This window comes from Actinacidiphila glaucinigra, assembly GCF_900188405.1.
Taxonomy (GTDB): Bacteria; Actinomycetota; Actinomycetes; order Streptomycetales; family Streptomycetaceae; genus Actinacidiphila; species Actinacidiphila glaucinigra.
In genome coordinates this window covers 237355-258299 of sequence record NZ_FZOF01000009.1, presented here as the reverse complement: position 1 = coordinate 258299, position 20945 = coordinate 237355, and the positions used below count along the sequence as shown (strand labels likewise).

Annotated in this window: 19 protein-coding genes; 9 read left to right on the top strand and 10 right to left on the bottom strand. The window is 69.8% G+C overall.

All coding sequences use genetic code 11. The features are described from left to right. From CHF15_RS21420 to dnaA, 3 genes are all read right to left on the bottom strand, one after another. On the bottom strand, positions 1-656 hold a 656-nt coding region (locus CHF15_RS21420; RefSeq protein ID WP_089225444.1), incomplete at its 3' end, for an NADP-dependent phosphogluconate dehydrogenase. 85 nt (positions 657-741) lie between these two features. After that, positions 742-1872, bottom strand: a complete 1131-nt coding sequence (gene dnaN / locus CHF15_RS21415; RefSeq protein WP_089225443.1) for a DNA polymerase III subunit beta — start codon at positions 1870-1872, stop codon at positions 742-744. Positions 1873-2709: 837 nt separating this feature from the next. Then, complete coding sequence (gene dnaA, locus CHF15_RS21405; RefSeq protein ID WP_089225442.1) at positions 2710-4455, bottom strand: chromosomal replication initiator protein DnaA; 1746 nt, start codon at positions 4453-4455, stop codon at positions 2710-2712. Positions 4456-4837: 382 nt separating this feature from the next. Here dnaA and rpmH point away from each other — a divergent pair, with 382 nt between their 5' ends. From rpmH to CHF15_RS21360, 9 genes are all read left to right on the top strand, one after another. Beyond that, the gene (gene rpmH, locus CHF15_RS21400; RefSeq protein ID WP_003975051.1) at positions 4838-4975 is read left to right on the top strand and encodes a 50S ribosomal protein L34; all 138 of its coding nucleotides are present in this window, start codon (positions 4838-4840) and stop codon (positions 4973-4975) included. Between the two features lie 26 nt (positions 4976-5001). Continuing rightward, positions 5002-5376 carry a ribonuclease P protein component gene (rnpA, locus tag CHF15_RS21395; RefSeq protein WP_089225441.1) on the top strand — a complete coding sequence of 125 codons (375 nt, stop codon included), beginning with the start codon at positions 5002-5004 and terminating at the stop codon, positions 5374-5376. Next, the gene (gene yidD, locus CHF15_RS21390) at positions 5373-5693 is read left to right on the top strand and encodes a membrane protein insertion efficiency factor YidD (protein WP_037731476.1); all 321 of its coding nucleotides are present in this window, start codon (positions 5373-5375) and stop codon (positions 5691-5693) included. Before rnpA ends, yidD begins: the two co-directional genes overlap by 4 nt. Positions 5694-5695: 2 nt before the next feature. Continuing rightward, positions 5696-6745: a membrane protein insertase YidC gene (yidC, locus tag CHF15_RS21385; RefSeq protein ID WP_089225440.1), complete on the top strand. Its 1050-nt coding sequence runs from the start codon at positions 5696-5698 to the stop codon at positions 6743-6745. 15 nt (positions 6746-6760) lie between these two features. Further along, the gene (locus CHF15_RS21380; RefSeq protein WP_018558146.1) at positions 6761-7258 is read left to right on the top strand and encodes a Jag family protein; all 498 of its coding nucleotides are present in this window, start codon (positions 6761-6763) and stop codon (positions 7256-7258) included. A 103-nt stretch (positions 7259-7361) separates the two neighbouring features. Beyond that, a complete protein-coding gene (gene rsmG, locus CHF15_RS21375) occupies positions 7362-8078 on the top strand; it encodes a 16S rRNA (guanine(527)-N(7))-methyltransferase RsmG (protein WP_089225439.1) in 717 nt (238 codons plus the stop codon). Positions 8079-8331: 253 nt separating this feature from the next. Next, positions 8332-9381 (top strand): ParA family protein, encoded by a 1050-nt coding sequence (locus CHF15_RS21370; protein WP_078619815.1) that lies wholly within the window; start codon positions 8332-8334, stop codon positions 9379-9381. Continuing rightward, entirely contained in the window at positions 9378-10487 is a 1110-nt protein-coding gene (locus CHF15_RS21365; RefSeq protein ID WP_089225438.1) for a ParB/RepB/Spo0J family partition protein, read from the top strand. Before CHF15_RS21370 ends, CHF15_RS21365 begins: the two co-directional genes overlap by 4 nt. 304 nt (positions 10488-10791) lie before the next feature. Then, positions 10792-11409, top strand: coding sequence for a GNAT family N-acetyltransferase (locus CHF15_RS21360; protein ID WP_089225437.1), 618 nt, complete (start codon positions 10792-10794; stop codon positions 11407-11409). 56 nt (positions 11410-11465) lie between these two features. On the opposite strand, the gene trxA is transcribed toward CHF15_RS21360, so the two are convergent. The 7 genes from trxA to CHF15_RS21325 form a co-directional block, all read right to left on the bottom strand. After that, positions 11466-11795, bottom strand: a complete 330-nt coding sequence (gene trxA / locus CHF15_RS21355) for a thioredoxin (protein ID WP_089225436.1) — start codon at positions 11793-11795, stop codon at positions 11466-11468. Positions 11796-11842: 47 nt separating this feature from the next. After that, on the bottom strand, positions 11843-12829 hold the full coding sequence (gene trxB / locus CHF15_RS21350; protein WP_089225435.1) for a thioredoxin-disulfide reductase: 987 nt from the start codon (positions 12827-12829) through the stop codon (positions 11843-11845). 109 nt (positions 12830-12938) lie between these two features. Further along, on the bottom strand, positions 12939-13805 hold the full coding sequence (locus CHF15_RS21345) for an anti-sigma factor (protein WP_089225434.1): 867 nt from the start codon (positions 13803-13805) through the stop codon (positions 12939-12941). Next, positions 13802-14497, bottom strand: a complete 696-nt coding sequence (gene sigM / locus CHF15_RS21340; RefSeq protein ID WP_089225433.1) for an RNA polymerase sigma factor SigM — start codon at positions 14495-14497, stop codon at positions 13802-13804. The genes CHF15_RS21345 and sigM overlap by 4 nt, the downstream gene beginning before the upstream one ends. A gap of 16 nt (positions 14498-14513) precedes the next feature. Next, entirely contained in the window at positions 14514-16250 is a 1737-nt protein-coding gene (locus CHF15_RS21335; RefSeq protein WP_089225432.1) for a protein kinase family protein, read from the bottom strand. A 120-nt stretch (positions 16251-16370) separates the two neighbouring features. Continuing rightward, positions 16371-18434 (bottom strand): murein biosynthesis integral membrane protein MurJ, encoded by a 2064-nt coding sequence (gene murJ / locus CHF15_RS21330; protein WP_089225431.1) that lies wholly within the window; start codon positions 18432-18434, stop codon positions 16371-16373. 33 nt (positions 18435-18467) lie between these two features. Next, a complete protein-coding gene (locus CHF15_RS21325) occupies positions 18468-20870 on the bottom strand; it encodes a DUF6049 family protein (RefSeq protein WP_089225430.1) in 2403 nt (800 codons plus the stop codon). Between the last annotated feature and the right edge of the window lie 75 nt (positions 20871-20945).

Genomic DNA, 20945 nt, shown 5'->3' with positions numbered 1-20945 from the left:
AGGGCGTTGACGGCCAGGTCCAGCAGCCAGGAGCGGATGACGGTGCCCTCCTGCCAGGAGCGGAACACCTCGCGCACGTCGGTGACCGAGTGGACCTTCTCCAGCAGCTCCCAGCCCTCGGCGTAGGCCTGCATCATGGCGTACTCGATGCCGTTGTGGACCATCTTGGCGAAGTGGCCGGCGCCGACCTTGCCCGCGTGCACGGAACCGAAGTTCCCCACCGGCTTGAGGGCGTTGAAGACCGGCTGCACCTTCTCGACGTGCTCGGCCTCGCCGCCGTACATCAGCGCGTAGCCGTTCTCCAGGCCCCAGACGCCGCCGGAGACACCGCAGTCGACGAAGCCGATGCCCTTGGCGGCCAGTTCCCCGGCGTGCTTCTCGTCGTCCGTCCAGCGGGAGTTGCCGCCGTCGACAACGATGTCGCCCGGCTCGAGGAGGCCGCCGAGCTCGTCGACCACGGACTGCGTGGCGGCGCCGGCCGGCACCATCACCCACACCACACGCGGGGCCGCGAGCTTGTCCACAAGTTCCTGCAGGCTGTGGACATCGGCGAGATCCGGGTTGCGGTCGTAGCCGATGACGGTGTGACCGGCTTGGCGGATGCGCGTGCGCATGTTCCCGCCCATCTTGCCGAGACCGATGAGACCGAGCTCCATCGTTGATCCTTCGTTCGAAGCCTGCCTGACCTACGTCGAGCCTACGTCGGCTCCCGCAGGGCGACGCGACCGGACAGGCCTCGCGTCAGCCGGACAGCCGGACCGGCATGATCAGGTACTTGTACGCGTCGTCGGCCTCGGCGTCGACGGCCGGACGGCCGCTGAGCAGGGCGGGCTTCGTCGAGGTGGTGAACGACAGCTGCGCCACCGGGGAGTCGATCGCGCTCAGGCCGTCCAGCAGGAACGTCGGATTGAAGGCGATCGAGATGTCGTCGCCCTCCAGCTTGGCGTCCACCCGCTCCACAGCCTGTGCGTCGTCGCTGGAACCCGCCTCCAGGGTCAGCACGCCCTGCTCGAAGCTCAGCCGGACCGGCGTGTTGCGCTCGGCCACCAGGGCCACGCGCTTGACGGCCTCGACGAAGGGGGCGGTCTCGATCACCGCGACGGAGTTGAACTCCGTCGGGAAGAGCGTCCGGTACTTCGGCAGATCGCCCTCGAGCAGGCGGGTGGTGGTGCGGCGGCCCGCGCCCTCGAAGCCGATCAGGCCCTCGCCCGCGCCGGAGCCGGCCAGGGCGATGGCGACCGAGTCGCCGTTGGTGAGCGACTTCGCGGTGTCCAGCAGCGTCTTGGCGGGCACCAGGGCGACCGCGGAGATGTCCGGGGTCTCCGGCTTCCACAGGAACTCGCGGACCGCGAAGCGGTAGCGGTCGGTGGCGGCCAGGGTGACGGTGTCGCCCTCGATCTCGATCCGCACACCGGTGAGCACCGGCAGGGTGTCGTCACGGCCGGCGGCGATGGCGACCTGCGCGGCGGCCGCGGCGAAGACCTCGCCGGGGACGGTGCCGGAGGCGGTGGGCATCGCGGGCAGCGCCGGGTACTCCTCCACAGGCAGGGTGTGGAGTGTGAATCGCGAGCTGCCGCAGACGACGGTGACCCGCACGCCGTCGGTGGAGATCTCCACAGGCCTGTTGGGAAGTGCGCGCGAGATGTCGGCGAGCAGCCGGCCGGAGACGAGGACGGTGCCGTCCTCCTCCACGTCCGCCTCGACGGACACCCGGGCCGAGACCTCGTAGTCGAAGCCGGACAGGCTCAGCTGGCCCGCCTCGGCCTTCAGCAGCAGGCCCGCCAGGACCGGCACCGGGGGACGGGCCGGGAGACTGCGGGCCGCCCAGGCCACTGCCTCCGCGAGTACATCGCGCTCCACCCGGATCTTCACCGGAACCGCCTCCTGCTGTTGCTGGCTGTCTGTGGCCGACTCTCTTGGCCCTGCTGGCCCTCTTGCCGGGAACAGTCTGACAGCCGCCACGGACATGCGGTGCGGGTTGGGGTCAAGCCGGGGAGCGGGGAGGCCGACGGCCCGCGGCTCGGTTGTGCACAGGACCCACTTCGAAGCAGATTCCCCGGTAACTATCCCTGGTCGTAGTAATAGGGGGTGTGGATACCGTGGATAAGTGGTTCCGGTGCAGGTCAGACCCTGTTTTTTGTCCACCGCGCCTGTGGGCGGAGCCCGTGGACAACCAGGCCGATCTGTGGACGGCCGAAAGTTGTGCACACGCGATTCACAGGAGACCCCCGGTTCTCCCCAGCGCTGTCCCCAGGAATACCCGGGTTCTCCCCAGCCCAACCCACCACGTTGGTGTGATGCGGTTCACTCCGACCGGTGAGCGGGTGTGTTCCGTTGCCGAACAGTGGACAGGACTGTGGAGAAGCGGCCCCCGACTGGGGACAACGTGCCCCAACCTGTGGGCGAGCGGTGGACAACCGCGAGGGCGGCCCTGTGGGCGGCCGGAGCGTCCACAGTCTGTGGATCCCGGTTGCCCACAAATCCACATGGCTCCCAGCAGCCCGAATGAGTATCCCCCGGCCCTGCCTGTGGACACGTTCTGGACAACTCGGGCATCCCCAGGCTGTGGACGGGGGAAAACCGCCCCGTCCTGTGGAGAGACGTTCCTGTCCCCAGGCCGCGGCCGGCGCAATCGAACAACGAGAAGCGCCCCGGGAGTTGGCCCGGGGCGCTGTGGACGGACGAGAGGGTGTGCGGGAGGGCCCCGCGTCAGCTCTTGATGCGGTTGGTGAGCTCGGTGACCTGGTTGTAGATGGACCGCCGCTCGGCCATCAGGGAGCGGATCTTGCGGTCCGCGTGCATGACGGTCGTGTGGTCGCGGCCGCCGAACAGGGCGCCGATCTTGGGCAGCGACAGGTCCGTGAGCTCACGGCACAGGTACATGGCGATCTGCCGGGCCGTGACGAGCACCCGGCTGCGGGAGGAGCCGGAGAGGTCCTCCACGTCCAGCCCGAAGTACGAGGCCGTCTCCGCCATGATCGCCTGTCCGCTGATCTCGGGGACGGAGTCCTCCCCGCCCGGGATCAGGTCCTTCAGCACGATCTCGGTGAGCTGCAGGTCCACCGGCTGACGGTTGAGGCTGGCGAAGGCCGTCACCCGGATCAGCGCGCCCTCCAGCTCGCGGATGTTCCGCGAGATCCGGGAAGCGATGAACTCCAGCACCTCCGGCGGGGCGTTGAGCTGCTCCTGCACCGCCTTCTTGCGCAGGATCGCGATCCGGGTCTCCAGCTCGGGCGGCTGGACGTCGGTGATCAGACCCCACTCGAAGCGGTTGCGCAGCCGGTCCTCCAGCGTCACCAGCTGCTTGGGCGGCCGGTCCGAGGAGAGCACGATCTGCTTGTTGGCGTTGTGCAGGGTGTTGAAGGTGTGGAAGAACTCCTCCTGCGTCGACTCCTTGCTCGCCAGGAACTGGATGTCGTCGACGAGCAGGATGTCCATGTCGCGGTAGCGCTTGCGGAACGCGTCCGCCTTGCCGTCGCGGATGGAGTTGATGAACTCGTTGGTGAACTCCTCCGAGCTCACGTAGCGCACCCGCGTGCCCGGGTAGAGGCTGCGCGCGTAGTGCCCGATCGCGTGCAGCAGGTGCGTCTTGCCGAGGCCGGACTCCCCGTAGATGAACAGCGGGTTGTACGCCTTGGCCGGGGCCTCCGCGACGGCGACCGCCGCGGCGTGCGCGAAGCGGTTGGAGGCGCCGATGACGAAGGTGTCGAAGAGGTACTTGGGGTTCAGCCGCGCGGTGGGCTCGGCCGGCCCGCCGGAGCCGCCCGTCCCCGTCCCGGCGCCCGAGGGGGAACCGGCACCACTGCCGCCGCCGGTGCGCGGCGTCGGCATGGTCGGCATTTGCGGCGGCGCCGGCTCCGGGCGCGCCGGGGGCTGGTGGACCGGGGGCATCTCGTAGCGGGAGGCGGGCGGCTGGTACGGCTCGCGCTCCTGGTAGTCGCCGAACCGCTGCTGCTGCCAGCGGTCCTCGGGGTCGTGGGGCGGCCAGCCGCCGGCACCGCCGCCGGGTCCGACCGCGTGCTCGGGGTAGGCCGGGCGCATCCGCGGGACCTCGCCGTAGCCGTGCGGCCGCTCTCCGTACCGGGGGGGCTCCGCGCCATACCCGAGCGGGTGCGGCTGAGGCTGGACCTGGGGCTGCGGTTCGTGGGTGACCGGGGCCGGCGGCGCGGGGGCCGCCTCCGGCTCGCCACCCGAGGCGACGGCGATGGCGATGCCCACGGGGTGACCGAACTCACGGCTGAGGACGTCGGTGATCAGCGGGAGGAGCCGTCCCTCCAGCACGCTCTTGGCGAACTCATTGGGGGCGGAGAGCACCGCGGTGCCCGCGACGAGCGCCAGCGGCTGGGTCCGCTGCAGCCACTCCGCGTCCTTCGGCTTGATGTCGTCGCTCTCGGCGAGCAGTTTCTGCAGGACCCTGGGCCACACTGAGGCAAGATCGGCAGTTACGTCAGCCACAGTGCACGCTCTCTCGGTCGCTGGTTGGTGCCGATGGGTCCCACGAAGGTGTGGTTCAAGGGACGGACGGGAAGGTTTCGGAGTTCAGCCACGGTAGTCAGCGCGGCCTGCCTGGTTCAAGTCGTTGTCCACAGGGTGTGCAAAACCACGTCCGGATGGCGGCTCCGCACGTCCGTTGCCGGGCTGGTTTGACCTGACGGCGCGGCCCCGCGTACCGTAACCAGGTCGAGTTGTCGATGGCTGCTGCCGCCTGCCTACCGATGGGCGAGGATCACTCAGGTGATCGTCAAGCGGTGCACACCTGAATGTTCCGCGAGTTCTCTCGTGGGCGCACGGTGACAGCCAGGCGACGCCCACACACGATTCATCCTGGAGCCCCCGAGTGAGCAAGCGCACCTTCCAGCCGAACAACCGTCGTCGCGCCAAGACCCACGGCTTCCGGCTGCGTATGCGTACGCGTGCCGGCCGCGCCATCCTCGCGACCCGCCGCAGCAAGGGCCGCGCCCGCCTGTCCGCCTGATCGCACCGAAGCGCGAGGTGTGAGTCGTGCTGCCCACCGAGAATCGGCTGAGGCGGCGGCAGGACTTCGCGACGGCAGTGCGTCGAGGACGCCGGGCCGGACGTCCACTCCTGGTCGTCCACCTGCGCACCGACAGTGACACAAGGGACCCGCACGCAGCGGGGGGGAGTGCCTCCCCGGCGCGTGCGGGTTTCGTCGTGAGCAAGGCCGTCGGTGGCGCGGTGACCCGGAACCTGGTCAAGCGTCGGCTTCGTCACCTGGTCCGCGAACGTCTGTCCGTGCTGCCCCCCGGTAGCCTGGTAGTCGTACGAGCGCTGCCCGGTGCGGGTGACGCAGACCATTCACAGCTGGCCCGAGACCTGGATGCCGCCCTCGGGAGGCTCCTGGGGGTGGCGCTATGAAGTACCCGTTGCTGGCCTTGATCAAGATTTACCAGTGGACCATCAGCCCGTTGCTCGGTCCGGTCTGCAAGTACTACCCCTCGTGTTCGCACTACGGGTATACGGCGATCGATCGGCACGGCGCGATCAAGGGCACTGCCCTGACCGCGTGGCGGATCCTGCGTTGCAACCCGTGGTCGCTGGGCGGTGTGGACCATGTCCCGCCGCGCAAGCGCCCGCCGTGGCACGCTCGCCTGCGCGAAGCCCTCCGGGGTGACGCACCGGGCGGGTCCGTTACTCCCGAGCCCGTCGAGACGCCTCATGCCCAAGGAGCCTGACCGTGGGGATCTTGAACCCCCTCTACGCCGCCGTTTCGTGGATCATTGTCCAGTTCCACTCGCTGTACGGCCTCGTCTTTGACAAGGACGGCGGCTTGGCCTGGGGCCTGTCGATCGTCTCCCTGGTGGTCCTGATCCGGATCTGCCTGATCCCGCTCTTCGTGAAGCAGATCAAGTCGACCCGGAACATGCAGGCGCTCCAGCCCAAGATGAAGGCGATCCAGGAGCGCTACAAGAACGACAAGCAGCGTCAGTCCGAAGAGATGATGAAGCTGTACAAGGAGACGGGTACCAACCCGCTCTCCTCGTGCCTTCCGATCCTGGCGCAGTCCCCCTTCTTCTTCTCGCTGTACCACGTGCTGAGCTACATCGCTCAGGGCAAGCAGGTCGGCGTGATGAGCCAGGACCTGGTCAACAGCGCCCAGAAGGCGCACATCTTCGGTGCCCCGCTCGCCGCGAAGTTCACCGACAGCGCCGACAAGCTCGCCTCGCTGGGCGCCTCGGTCACCGACGTCCGCGTGGTCACCGTCATCATGATCGTCCTGATGTCGGCCTCGCAGTTCTACACGCAGCGCCAGCTGATGACGAAGAACGTCGACATGACGGTGAAGACGCCGTTCATGCAGCAGCAGAAGATGCTGATGTACGTCTTCCCGATCATGTTCGCCGTCTTCGGTATCAACTTCCCCGTCGGTGTCCTCATCTACTGGCTGACCACCAACGTGTGGACCATGGGGCAGCAGATGTTCGTCATCCGCCGGAACCCGACCCCCGGCAGCCTCGCCTTCAAGCAGCGCGAAGAGCGCCTGAAGGCCAAGGGCAAGCTGAAGGTCGAGCCCGCCGTCGCCCAGGAGCCGCAGGACGCGGCGCCGGTGAAGCGCAGCCAGCCCAAGCGCCAGACCAAGTCCCAGCGCCAGACGGGCGGCCCCGCGCAGCCGGCCGCTGCCGGCGGCACCAAGCCCAAGCCCAAGCCGGGAGGCGGGGCGGCCGCGGGAACCAAGCCCAAGCCGAGCAGCGGCGCGGACAAGCCGAACCTGTCGAAGAAGAAGTAGCAGAGGAGTCCCGCCGTGACGGACGGCAACACCACCGACGCGCTCACCCGCCTCGAGCAGGAGGGCGAGATCGCGGCCGACTACCTCGAGGGGCTGCTGGACATCGCCGACCTCGACGGTGACATCGACATGGACGTCGAGGGGGACCGTGCCTCGGTCTCCATCGTCGGCGACTCGTCGAGCCGTGACCTCAACAAGCTCGTCGGCCGGGACGGCGAGGTGCTGGAGGCGCTCCAGGAGCTGACCCGGCTCGCGGTCCACCGGGAGACCGGCGACCGCAGCCGGCTGATGCTGGACATCGCCGGCTTCCGGGCGCAGAAGCGGGCCGAGCTGACGGAGCTGGGCGAGAAGGCGGCCGAGGAGGTCAAGGGCTCCGGCGAGCCGGTCAAGCTCAAGCCGATGACGCCCTTCGAGCGCAAGGTCGTGCACGACGCCGTGGCCGCCGCGGGGCTGCGCAGCGAGTCCGAGGGCGAGGAGCCCGAGCGCCGGGTGGTCGTTCTCCCGGCTTCCTGACCTCCCCCGGTCTCAGCGGTACTCACTCGGCCCCGTCTGTTCGCAGGCGGGGCCGAACCTTGTCAGCCTGGTGAAGGCCCGTAACAACGGAAGGACGGTTCTCGTGACGGAGGCAGCGGCGGAGCTTCCCCCGGCGCCGGAAGCGGCACGTGAGGTGTTCGGTGAGCGCTTCGCGGACGCGGTGCGGTACGCGGAACTGCTCGCCGACGCGGGCGTGCGCCGCGGGCTGATCGGTCCGCGGGAGGTGCCCCGGCTGTGGGAGCGCCACCTGCTGAACTGCGCGGTGCTCGCCGAGGTGATTCCCCAGGGCGTCTCGGTCTGCGATGTGGGCTCGGGAGCGGGGCTCCCGGGCATTCCGCTGGCACTGACCCGGCCGGACCTCAGTATCACCCTGCTGGAACCGCTGCTGCGCAGGACGACCTTCCTCGAGGAGGCCGTGCGGCTGCTGGGGCTGTCCAATGTCGTGGTGGTGCGTGGCCGGGCCGAGGAGATGGTCGGCAAGGTGCCGCCGGTGGACGTGGTGACCGCGCGTGCCGTGGCCCCGCTGGACCGCCTCGCCGGCTGGGGGCTTCCGCTGCTCCGTCCACACGGGGAGATGACGGTCCTCAAGGGGGACACGGCCGAGGAGGAGCTGAAGGCCGCGCGTGCCGCACTGAGCCGCCTCGGTGCGGTGGAGACCTCCGTGGTGCAGGTCGGCGAGGGGATCGTGGATCCGCTGTCGACCGTGGTGCGAGTGCTCGCGGGGGAGAGCCCCGGAGGTGTGCGTGCGGCGACCCGGCGGGCCAAGGCTGCCCGGGCGAGCCGTCGGCGCCAGCACTGACCGCGACCCCCGTCGTGTGCTCCATACAAACGGCCATACGTACATAATCCGGAGTGTCGTGTAGGAAACGGTCGCGGCGCTGCGCATCGTGTTTCACGTGAAACGGCGCTTTCTGCTTCCAGGAATCCTTGGCCGGGCCCGTGCCGCGGCCGAATCGCTCTCTCATCGGACCGCCGAGATGACCCATTCGGTGACTCAACCGGTGGATTCATCCACAGGAGAACGGTCCTCACTGGTTCGCGACCCCGAAAGCATGGCAGGCTCTGTTCATTGCGAGCTTGTAGTCGAGGAGAGTGAATCCTTGCGGTCCGACGCCAACATCGCGGGACCGATGACCGATCCGGTCCCCGGTCCCCGCACCGAGCCGTTCGGGGACGATGTTTCACGTGAAACACCGCCCCCGATGGACGACACCCCCATCGGCCGCGCCGCCCAACTGGCCGTGGAGGCACTGGGGCGGGCCGGTGAAGGACTCCCCCGTCCACCCCAGACCCGAGTGGTCGTGGTCGCCAACCAGAAGGGTGGGGTCGGCAAGACCACCACCACGGTCAACATGGCAGCCTCCCTGGCCCTGCACGGGGCCCGGGTGCTGGTCGTGGACCTCGACCCCCAGGGCAACGCCTCCACCGCCCTCGGGATCGACCACCACTCCGAAGTCCCCTCCATCTACGACGTGCTGGTGGAGAGCAAGCCGCTCTCCGATGTGGTCCAGCCGGTGCCGGACGTGGAGGGCCTCTTCTGCGCTCCCGCCACCATCGACCTGGCGGGCGCAGAGATCGAACTGGTCTCCCTGGTGGCCCGGGAGAGCCGGCTGCAGCGGGCCATCGAGGCCTATGAGCAGCCGCTGGACTACATCCTCATCGACTGCCCGCCCTCGCTCGGTCTGCTGACCGTCAACGCCATGGTGGCCGGCGCCGAGGTTCTCATCCCGATCCAGTGCGAGTACTACGCACTGGAGGGCCTGGGGCAGCTGCTCCGCAATGTGGAGCTGGTCCGGGGCCATCTCAACCCCAAGCTCCATGTCTCCACCATCCTGCTGACCATGTACGACGGCCGGACCCGGCTCGCCTCGCAGGTCGCCGAGGAAGTCCGTACCCACTTCGGCAAGGAGGTGCTGAGCACGAGCATCCCGCGCTCGGTTCGTATCTCGGAGGCCCCCAGCTACGGTCAGACGGTGCTGACCTACGATCCGGGTTCGAGTGGGGCGCTGTCGTATCTTGAGGCGGCACGCGAGATGGCCATGCGTGGCCTGGGACGCACCCAAGAGCTCAAAGAGCTGAACACGTCGGAGGGGAACCAGTGAGTGAGCGACGCAGAGGACTCGGCCGTGGGCTCGGCGCGCTGATTCCCGCCGCACCGAACGGTGCGGACGCGGCAGCCGCGACCGCGGTGGCGACGGCGGCGACCGCCGCGCCGGTCCTGGCGCCGGAACGAGGTGTCGCCGCCGCCAAGGTGGCGGCCCTGGTGGAACAGCAGGGACGTGAGGGGACCGCGACGATCCCGGTTTCACGTGAAACGCCGGAGGCCATCGCACCCCAGGAGCCGCCCATGGTGGCGGGGGCGTACTTTGCGGAACTGCCGCTGGACGCGATCATCCCCAACCCGCGGCAGCCGCGTGAGGTCTTCGACGAGGACGCGCTGGCCGAGCTGGTCACCTCCATCAAGGAGGTCGGCCTTCTGCAGCCGGTCGTCGTCCGTCAGGTCGGCTCGGAGCGCTACGAGCTCATCATGGGTGAGCGGCGCTGGCGGGCCAGCCGCGAGGCGGGCCTGGAGGCCATCCCCGCGATCGTACGGGCCACCGACGACGAGAAGCTTCTCCTGGATGCGCTCCTGGAGAACCTGCACCGTGCCCAGCTGAACCCGCTGGAGGAGGCGGCCGCCTACGACCAGCTCCTCAAGGACTTCGCCTGCACCCACGAGCAGCTCGCCGACCGCATCGGCCGCTCCCGTTCCCAGGTCTCCAACACCCTGCGCCTGCTGAAGCTCTCCGCGCCCGTACAGCGGCGTGTGGCGGCCGGTGTGCTCTCCGCTGGGCACGCCCGCTCCCTGCTCGCCCTGGAGGACGTGGAGGACCAGGACCGGCTCGCCAGCCGGATCGTGGCCGAGGGGCTCTCGGTGCGCGCGGTCGAGGAGATCGTGCATGTGATGAACTCCGAGTCCCAGCCCGCGCGGAAGGCGCCGACGCCCCGGGCCGGCAAGCGGATGTCCCCCGCCCTGACCGATCTCGCGCTGCGGCTCTCCGACCGCTTCGAGACCCGGGTGAAGGTGGACCTGGGACAGAAGCGCGGGAAGATCGTCGTGGAGTTCGCCTCGATAGAAGATCTGGAGCGCATCCTCGGCTCGATGGCACCGGGCGAGGACACGGTCCTCGAGCGGTCGCTCACCGAGGAGACGGACGAAGAGGAGTGACCGCCGAACTCCTCACCGTCCTGTGACGGAGCACGACTTCTGAGCGGGTCGCATCCCGAGAGGGATGTGACCCGCTTTTTGCTGGGCCGTTCGCGTTGCTCCGGTGTCGGACTTGTCCGCCCGCGGATACGATGCGTACGGGATGGAGCACTACCTCCGAGGAGGGGCTCATGCGATCGGTGCGGCGCGTTGGAGTGGAGCACGATTGGCAGAAGGCCGCCCTCCTCGCAGCGGGGCTCGGGCTGGGCGCCGTGGGTGGCTTCGTCGGCAGTTGGGTCCACGACAGAAACGAGGGTCAGACCTCATGGGGCGTCGGCTCGTTCCGCTCACGCTGGACAACCTCCCGGATCTCCCCAACCGCTGCCGCGCGTGCGTCTTCTGGGAGCTCGACCCGGTAAGCGGAGAAGCCGCCGTCCAGGCCGGCAAGCCGGAGTTGGAGAAGGAGGCCTGGATCTCCGCGGTGTTGCTGGAGTGGGGATCCTGCGGCCGCGTCGTCTACGTGGACGAGGTGCCCGCAGGTTTTGTGCTCTACGCCCCGCCGGCCTATGTGCCGCGCTCGACGGCCTTCCCCACGAGCCCCGTCTCCCCTGACGCGGTCCAGCTGATGACCGCCAGGATCCTCCCGGGCTTCCAGGGACAGGGGCTGGGCCGGGTGCTGGTGCAGACGATGGCCAAGGACCTGGTGCGGAGGGGCTTCCGTGCGATCGAGGCTTTCGGTGACGCGCGCTGGGAGGAGCCCGCGTGCGTCCTCCCCGCCGAACACCTGCTGGCCGTCGGCTTCAAGACCGTGCGGCCGCACCCGCGGTTCCCCCGGCTGCGGCTGGAACTGCGGACGACGATCTCCTGGAAGGAGGACGTCGAGATGGCGATCGACCGGCTGCTCGGCGCCGTGCAGAAGGAACCGGCGCTGCGGCCCCTGTGAACGACGAAGGGCCCGCCCCTCACGGGGTCGGGCCCTTTCGCGACCGTCTGCGGTGCTCAGCCGATGAAGTCGGCCAGGTCGCGCTCGATGGCGGCCTTCGGCTTGGCGCCGACGATGGTCTTCACGACCTCACCGCCCTTGTAGACGTTGAGGGTCGGGATCGACATGACGCCGTACTTGGCGGCGGTGACCGGGTTCTCGTCGATGTTCAGCTTGACGATGGTGATCTGGTCGCCGTGCTCCGCGGCGATCGCCTCGAGGGACGGGGCGATCTGGCGGCACGGACCGCACCACTCGGCCCAGAAGTCGACGAGCACGGGCTTGTCGCTCGACAGGACCTCCTCGTCGAAGGTCGCATCGGTCACGGTTTTGGTGTTGCCGGCCACGGCAGTCTCCTCGGTGTGTAGGACGGGTACTTGGTTGTTCGGTGCGGTCAGACGACCGCGGCGGCGGTCTGCTCGGGCTCGCGGGTGTGCTCGTTGCCCGCGTCGCTCAGAGCGGCGAGGTAGCGCTCGGCGTCCAGGGCGGCGGAGCAACCGGTGCCCGCGGCGGTGATCGCCTGGCGGTAGGTGTGGTCCACGACGTCACCCGCGGCGAAGACACCGGGGATCTTCGTACGGGTGCTGGGCGACTCGACCTTGAGGTAGCCCTCCTCGTCCAGGTCGAGGACACCCTTGAACAGCTCGGTCCGGGGGTCGTGGCCGATCGCGATGAACAGTCCGGTGACCGGCAGCTCGGAGGTCTCGCCGGACTTGGTGTTCCGCAGGACCAGGCCGGAGAGCTTGCCGTCCCCGTTGATCTCGGCGACCTCGTTGTCCCAGAGGAAGGAGATCTTCGGGTCGGCGAAGGCGCGCTCCTGCATGGCCTTGGAGGCGCGGAGGGTGTCCCGGCGGTGGACGACCTTCACGCTCTTGGCGAAGCGCGAGAGGAAGGTCGCCTCCTCCAGGGCGGTGTCGCCACCGCCGATGACGGCGATGTCGTGGTCCTTGAAGAAGAAGCCGTCACAGGTGGCGCACCAGGAGACACCGCGACCGGAGAGCTGGTCCTCGTTGGGGAGCCCGAGCTTGCGGTGCTGGGAACCGGTGGCGACGATGACGGCCCTCGCCCGGTGGACGGTGCCCGCGGAGTCGGTGACGGTCTTGATGTCACCCTCGAGGTCGACCTCGACGATGTCGTCCGGGATCAGCTCGGCACCGAACCGCTCGGCCTGGGCCCGCATGTTCTCCATGAGGTCGGGGCCCATGATGCCGTCGCGGAAGCCCGGGAAGTTCTCCACCTCGGTCGTGGTCATCAGGGCACCGCCGGCCGTGACCGCACCTTCGAAGACCAGGGGCTTGAGGGAGGCGCGGGCGGTGTAGAGCGCGGCTGTGTATCCCGCCGGCCCGGAACCGATGATGATCACGTTTCGGACGTCGCTCACGGGTTCTTCCTCGTCTCTGCTGTGCCGACTCGCCGGGTGCCTTGGCGGCGGGACCATTGTCATCCCGCCTAACGGATCCTACGGTCCGGGCATTCCCATCGGCGTGGCGCTAGCGAGGGTATGTCTCCTCGCGGAGGAGGGTGCCCGTGGCGGGCGGCTGCGCGGTGGTGCACGAGGCGTCCACGACGTAGGCGTCGACCAGTGCGGGGTCGCCCTTGTGCGGTAGCACGAGCAGATAGGAGTCCATGCGTTCGTACCTGCCCCGTTGGACGGCGATCGGGGTCTCACGGCGGTCCACGGCCGCCAGGACACAGGACGGCGTGACGCTTTCCATTCCGACCATCGGGGACTGTCCCGAGGGCTTGCTCTCCGCGTGATCGCTCGCGCCGCGTGTCAGCAGATCGTGTACCTGCACGCCGAGCGTGTCGGCGTCAGCCTTGGCACCCACGCCGGAGGCCGTCGACGACTGAGTGTCGGCGCTCCCCCCTGCGTCCCAGGTGGACTGGGCGAGGAATGACCCGAGGCCGACCACGGCGGCCGCGGAGGCGGCCACGAGGATTCCCTTGCCCCAGCGTCGACGGGACCGGGTGCCAGGACGCCCGGGCCCACTGGGGCCGGCGCCACGGCCGGAGGGCCGTCCGGCAGCCGGTGCCGATGTTTCACGTGAAACACGAGCAGGCTCCGAGGTTTCTGTTTCACGTGAAACATCGGCATCGCCGGATGCGGCGAGCAGCGCCTCCGCGGCGAGCGCGGCATCGATCCGGCCGGCGACGTCCGCGGGCATCCGCGGCGGGCCGGGCAGCGTGCCCAGCAGCCCGCGAATCTCGTCCAACGAGGCGCGTACATCCGCGCAGAGCGCGCAGCCGTCGATGTGCCCGCGGACATCGGCCGAGCGCTCGGGCGGGAGGATGCCCTCGGTGAGTGCCGAGATCTCGGCGACCTCGGGGTGCTCGTCCGTACCCGTCGTCGACGTCATGGGTGTCCACCTCCGCCCTGTGTGAAGCCGTGGCCCGGCCGGGCCTCCGTCTCTGGGACGGATGCGTTCTCCGTCCGGTTCCTTGCCCCTGCCTGATCGCCCCTACTCCCCGGCCCGTCCCGCAGGTGGGACAGGAGCGGCAGCAGCCGCGCTCTGCCCCGGGCGCATCTGCTCTTGACCGTCCCCGCCGGAACGTCGAGGACGGCGGCGGCCTCGGCCACGGGATAGCCCTGCATGTCGACCAGGACCAGGGCGGCCCGCTGTTCCACGGGGAGCGTCGCGAGCGCCTGCAGCAGTTCCCGGTGCAGCTCCCCCCGCTCGGCGGGGGCGGCGGCGGACTCGTGCGGTTCGAGCAGTTCCTCGAACTGCTTCTCGTCCGTGACCGCGGAGGTACGGCGTGAGGCGGCCTTGCGCGCCCGGTCCAGGCACGCGTTCACGGTGATGCGGTGCAGCCAGGTCGTGACGGCCGACTGCCCGCGGAAGGTGTGGGCGGAACGGAAGGCCGAGACGAGCGCGTCCTGCACGGCGTCGGCGGCCTCCTCGCGGTCCCCCAGGGTCCGCAGCGCCACCGCCCAGAGCCGGTCGCGGTGCCGGCGGACGAGTTCCCCGAAAGCGTTCGGGTCCCCCGCGACATGGCGGGCGAGGAGATCGCTGTCGCTGACCTCCCCGCCCGTGCCCTGCGTGGCCACCATCCCCCTCCCCGCGGGGCTACTGCCCCTCGAACCTCACATTGGTGATGGCTTGCTTGTGGCCGGCGCCGGAGTACCCGTCGGCATCCGAATAGGGGAGCGCGGTCAGCCAGACCACGACGTAACGCGTCTCCACGGGTGCCTTCAGCGTGAGCTTCGCCGCCTTGCCGTCGGTGGTGACGGTGGCCAGTTTCTTCAGCTGGCTCGGCTCGGCCGTGGAGGCCAGCGAGTCGGCCGCGTAGAGCGTGACCGCGGTGTGGTCGCCGCCGTAGTAGAACTCTATCGATGCCTGGCCGAGCTTCTTCGTCGCTCCCAGGTCGTAGGCGATACCGACGCCCTTCTTGACGGAGGGGGCGAATTCGGGGCCGTCGGCGAAGCTGTTCGTGCGCCAGTACGTGGACGTCTTGCTGTCGTACGTGGCGCCGACGTCGTTCGGGTGCTGGGCCCCGCCGTAGGGTGCGTACTCGGCCGCCCCCTGGACGGGAAGCGGCTTCAGCGTCACCTGGTTCGCGCCGCCGTTGTCGCTGCCGCCGTCGCCGCCCGTGTTGTGGGACGTGGAGGTACCGCCGGACTTCGCCTGGTTCTCGCGGTCCATGAGCGTCTCCGCGAGCTGCCAGCTGCCGAGGCCGAGGGCGACGATGAGGAGAGCCGAGACGGACCACTTGAGCGCCTTGCCGGTGCGCCCGGGCAGAGCCGGCGGCGGCGTGGCGGAGAGGACCGACGTGACGCCGGGGGACGTGGGTCCCCCGGGAGTCTGGCGGTAGGAGCCCTGCTGGTACGTGGTGCGTGAGTAGGGCGTCATGGTCGGCTCGGGCGGCCGGATCTTGGGGATCGCGGCGACGGCCTTGGCCAGTTCCTCGGGGGTGGTGCAGGGCTCCGGCTCGCGGGAGGCCGTCGCCCCGTCGTTGACGAGGGCGCGCATGGCGACTTCCGACAGCCCGCGGTGGACGCCCGCCCGCACCTGGTCGGGTGCGACGAGGCCGACGTCCTTGGGGAGGCCGGTGAGCCCGTGCTCGTCCTCCGGGTACGGCCAGCGCTGGGTGAGCGAGGCGTACAGGAGGGCTCCGATGGCCTCGGTGTCCTCGCGCTGCGGGCGCTCGGAGGAGATGCCGCGCAACGCGGCGGCGACCGCCAGACCGCGGATGCGGTACTGGCCGGCCTCGGTGCGCAGGACGGCGTCGGGGCCGAGACGGAGATGCGCCAGGCCCTCGCGGTGGGCGGCGGCCATGGCCTGGGAGATCTGGTTGACCATCTGGTGCGCCTCGTGCGGCTCCAGTGGGTCGGCGGCGATCAGGGTGGTGAGCTCCCGTGCGTCCGGGAGCCACTCGTGGATCACGTAGACGAGGTCGTTCTCCTCGACCGCGTCGAGGACCTGCACGAAGCGCGGGTCGCCGAGGAGGGCCGCGGAGCGGGCCGCCGCCAGCACCGAGCGGGCCCGGCTGTGGTCGGCGGGAAGGGTGTGGATGCCCACGGCGCGGCGCAGCTTCTCGTCGACGGCCCTCCAACTGCTGAAGCCGTCGGCACGGGTGAGGCACTCCTCCAGGCGGTAGCGCCCGGCGAGCTTGTGGCCGCTGTGGAGCTCGGGCGGCTCGGAATTGGTCGGTGCTGTCTCCTCAGGGGGGGTCTGCTGTGGCGCGTCCTGCTCTTCGCTTTGGTCCGTCGCCTCGTCGGCCGTGGCACTTTCCGCGTGGGCGGCGAGCTGCTTGTCGCCGCCCTCATTGGCCACTCCGACGGCAGCCGTGCTCCGTTCCGCCACCGTCGTTCCTGCCTCCCCATCCGTTGCAAGATCTGACAACACAGCCGAGGACAATTGTGCCAACAGTCCACCGCTATGCACGACACACGACGGCCCCCGAAGGTTGCGCGGTACGGGACGTCAGCGGCCCAGCCGGCCCCTGACCATGCCGACCATGGCCGTCATCTCCTCGACGCGCATGCGCTTGGCGGCGACGAAGAAGATTCCGCCCAGCACAGCGGCGCCGAGCACCAGCGACAGCAACGATGCGGCAGCGCCGTGACCCAGCGAGTGCCAGACACCGTAGACGACGGCGCCGGCGCCCGCTGCGGCGGGGATGCACGCGCCGAAGAGCCTGGCGTAGGTACGGACCACGCGCTTGCCGTCGATGTCGCCACCGAGGCGCCTGCGCAGCCGCTTGACCGCCACTCCGACGCCGATCGCGTAGGCCAGTCCGTACCCGGCGGCCATGCCGACCACGGCCCACCGGGCGGGCAGCAGGAAGTAGCAGGCGGCGGCCGCGGTGGCGTTGCAGATCGCGACGATGACGGTGTTGTAGAAGGGGGTGCGGGTGTCCTCGTACGCGTAGAAGCCGCGCAGGACGATGTACTGCACCGAGAAGGGGATCAGGCCCAGTCCGAAGGCCATCAGCACGAAGCCGATGTTCACCGCGCCCTCGCCGGAGCTGCTGTAGAGCAAGGTGGCGATGGGGAGGCCGAGGGCGAGGAAGGCGAAGGCGGCGGGCACGATGGCCACGCCCGAGGTCCGCAGGCCGTAGGAGAGGTCGTCGCGGACCGCGGCGGCGTCGCCGTCGGCCGCGGCGCGGGAGATCCGCGGGAGCACGGCCGTCATGACGGAGACGGTGATGATGGCCTGCGGCATCTGCCACAGCAGCAGCGCGTAGTTGAAAGCGGTGATGCCGGTGCCCTCGTGGCCCGTCTTCTCGGCCGCCGCGCCCGCCGCGGTGGCGAACTGGGTGAGGACGATCAGGCCGATCTGGTTGGCGAGGACGAAGAAGAAGGTCCACTTGGCCAGCTTCGCCGCGTGGCCGAGACCGTGGCCTCGCCAGTCGAACCGAGGCCTGATCCGGAATCCGGCCTCGCGCAGGTAGGGGACCATCGCCAGGGCCTGCACGGTCAAGCCCAGCAGGGTGCCGAGGCCGAGCAGGCGGACGCCCTCGGGGGTGATGGTCTGCGAGGAGACACCGGTGCTGGTGAAGGAGCCGAAGGCCCAGATGAACGCACCGAAGGTGGCGATGATGACGACGTTGTTGAGGACCGGGGTCCACATCATCGCGCCGAAGCGGCCGCGGGCGTTGAGGATCTGCCCGAGTACGACGTGCACGCCCATGAAGAACATGGTGGGGATGCAGTAGCGGGCGAAGGTGACCGCGACCTCGAACCTGACCGGGTCGGAGGCGATGTCGTGGGACATCGCCTGGATGAAGACCGGTGCGGCGATCACACAGACGGCGGTGACGGCCGCCAGACCGACGACGACCAGGGTGAGCAGACGGTTGGCGTACGCCTCGCCGCCGTCCTCGTCGTTCTTCATGGCGCGTACGAGCTGCGGGATGAAGACCGCGTTGATCGCGCCGCCGCCGACCAGGATGTAGATCATCGTGGGCAGGGTGTTGGCGACCTGGTAGCCGTCGTTCAGGGTGCCGACGCCGATCGCGGCGGCCATGACCAGGGTGCGCAGGAATCCGGTGACCCGGGAGACGAGGGTGCCGGCCGCCATGAGGGCGCTGGACTTGAGGACGCTGCCGGCCCGTCCGCCGGACTTCCCGGCCGCGGGCGCCGCCGCGGGCTCGGGCTCCGCGGGGGCGGTCTGCACCGGCTCGTCGCGGAAGAGGTGGGCGTACTCGTCCGGCCGGGCCGGCCTCCCGTCCTCGTCCGGCGCGTTGGAGACCAGCTCGTCGACGCCGACGTACCGGGTGTTGGCGTCGTCGGCGTACGGCATGCGGTACGGCTCCTGGTGCGCGTACGGCGGCCCGTAGGCATGCGGCTGGGCCGGCGGGTGCGCGGCGCGGTCGTAGAGAGCCTCGCCCACCGGGTCCTCCACGGTCGGATCCTGCCGCCGGTACGGATCGCGGGCGTAGGTGTCCTGCAGGTACGGGTCGGGCGCGGCAGGGTGCTGCCCGGGCTGCTCGGGGAACCGCTCCCCGGCTTCCCGTTCGCGCTCACCGTCGTACGGTGCGTTCATCTCTGCCCCACCTCATCGGACATGGCTCGCTGGCTATCGGTCCACCTTCTCACCCGTCCCGGACGGGTCCGTACTTTCCGGGGAGGTGTCCGGCGCCAGGTCACCCGGCTGCTCGTCACCGACGCCGTCCCGGTCACCCATGGTGCCCTTCCCGGCGTCGTCTCCGTCCTCGCCCGTCTCCCCGTCGTCGGACGGGTCGGCGTCGTCCCCGGACGGGTCGGCGTCGCCGTCCCCACCCTCGGTCGCCGCGCGACGCTTGCGCTGGTGGTACATCCGGGCGCCCGCCAGCACGAGCAGCAGGAGCCCGGCGGCGATCACCAGCATGACGGAGGATGTGATGGAGGTGACATCCACCTGGAAGGTGATGGGCGTGCTGAACTTGGCGCCGTCGGGCGTGTAGAGCTGGGCCGTGATCGTGTTCAGGCCGTTGCGGGCGGCGGTGCCCTCGAACTTCAGGGAGCGGGTGTGGCCGCCCTCGACGGTCACCGGCTGCGCGTCGCCGGGGTCGAGGCTGTTGCCCTGGCTGGAGGTGAGGCGCAGCTCCAAGCCCTGCACGGTCTGGCCGAGCTCGTTCTTCACGGTGACCGGGATGGTGCCGCTGCGGCCCGAGAGCGTGAGCGTCCCGGTCTTGGGGAGCAGGTAGACCAGGCTCATCAGGTCGGACAGGTAGTCGGAGATGGCCGTGCGGTAGGCGGCCGACCTGTGGGCGGAGCCGCGCCACTCGGTGGACATCGAGCGCATCAGCGCGTTGCCGAAGGGGGTCCGCACCCGGTCGGGCTTGCTCAGGAGGGCCATGAAGTCGTCGAGCTCGCCCTGGGTCGCCTGGATCTGGCGGAAGGCCGCGGTGCTCATCTCCTGCTTGCGCAGGCGCTTGGGGTAGGCGCCGGTGCCGGGCACCTTGCGGTTGGCCCTCGGGTCGGGGGTCGCCTCCGCCGCGGCGGAGAAGTCCGCGGTCTCCGCCCAGCCGCTGCCGGCGACCTCGGTGATCGCCTGGGCCATGGCCTGGGCCTGTGAGGCCTTGGCCATCCGCTGCGGGGCGACGACGACGCTGCGCTGCCGGTCGGGCGCCTGCATCGTGATCATCAGGGTCTGCGCCAGGTACTTCTGGACCGCGAGGGTCGAGGAGCCGGCCGACGTCATGTCGCCCTGGAAGGCCTTGGAGAGCCCGGAATCGGCGACGACCGCCGTCGTGCCGCCGCCGATGGGCCGCGCCGAGGTGGGGGTGTAGTTGAGGTCGCCGGGCTCGCCGAGGCTGTCGCTGCGGGCGATCACCTTGTCGGCGCCGGCCGAGGTGGCCACGTCGACGATGGAGGGGTCGACGGCGCCCTCGACGGGCCAGGAGACGTCCGTGTCGGGGGTGACCTGGCCGTTGAGGACGACCTCGACGGTGGTCGTCGCGAGTTCCGTGGCGGTCTTGAGGTGGTTCAGGGTGCCGGGGACGCTCTTGCCGCGGTGGGCGATGGAGGCGATGTCGGGATCGGCGAAGGGCAGCGCGACGACCTCCTTCCCGACCACGGCCTCCTTGAGGCTGTTCAGCCAGCGCTTCGCGTTCTCGGTGCCGGTGCCCGACGTGGTGTGATCGAGATCACCGCCGGGGCCGGCTACCTGGTACCGGCGCGTCATCGCGTCGACCGTGGAGAGCAGGTCCGGGTCGATGACCCAGGTGACGGGCAGATCCCGTCCGAGCGCCACCATCTGCTGCAGACGGCCGCCCGGCGCCAGGTCCCCGGCGAGGTCGTCGTCGAGGAAGATCGGGCTCTGCTGGTCGTCGCTCTCGCTGCGCACGGCGAGGTGCGGGCGGTCGATCAGCGGCCACAGGAAGGTGTAGCGGGTCGGCTTGGCGTCCCCGTCCGGGTACCAGGGGAGGAAGGTCCGCTCGATGCCGAGGTACTCGTCGTAGCCGCGGTCGCGGGTCTGCCCGGTCAGGGAGACCCCGAGCTGGTAGACGCCGTCCGGGCCCAGGTCGAGATCCTTGACCGGCACCTTCAGGGTGAAACTGCGGCTGATGCCGGCGGACAGGTCGTCGACCGGCATGGTGTGCCCGGTGATCTCCGCGCCGTCGGCCAGGGTGTGGGGCGCGCTGGTGGACACGTCGTTGATGGCGCTGCGGCTGTCCAGCGGGCCCTGGGGGGCGATCTCCACGCCGACGTGGGCGCCGCTGACGGTGTGCTTGCTCTTGTTGGTGACGGTGCCCGTCACCGTGAGGGTGTCGCCCTTGGCCGGGGCGGTGGGGGACAGCGAGTTCACCGACACGTCCACGGTCCGGCCGCTGGGGGTCTCCGCGTACGCCGCGGGGGCCGTACGGGCCTGGACCAGGCCGGTGAACAGGGTGGCGCCCACGAGCAGCGCCGTGGCCCGGCGCAGCCTCGAACGGGCCGGAGTTCCTCCGGGGTGCTGTGCCGCCTCGCCCACGCGCTGGCCGTCCCTCGTCGTCATCGGATGTGCGTCCTGGAATGGTAACGATGCTCGATGACCCAAAGTGCTGTGAGTGGGCCACAAGATCGATACAGT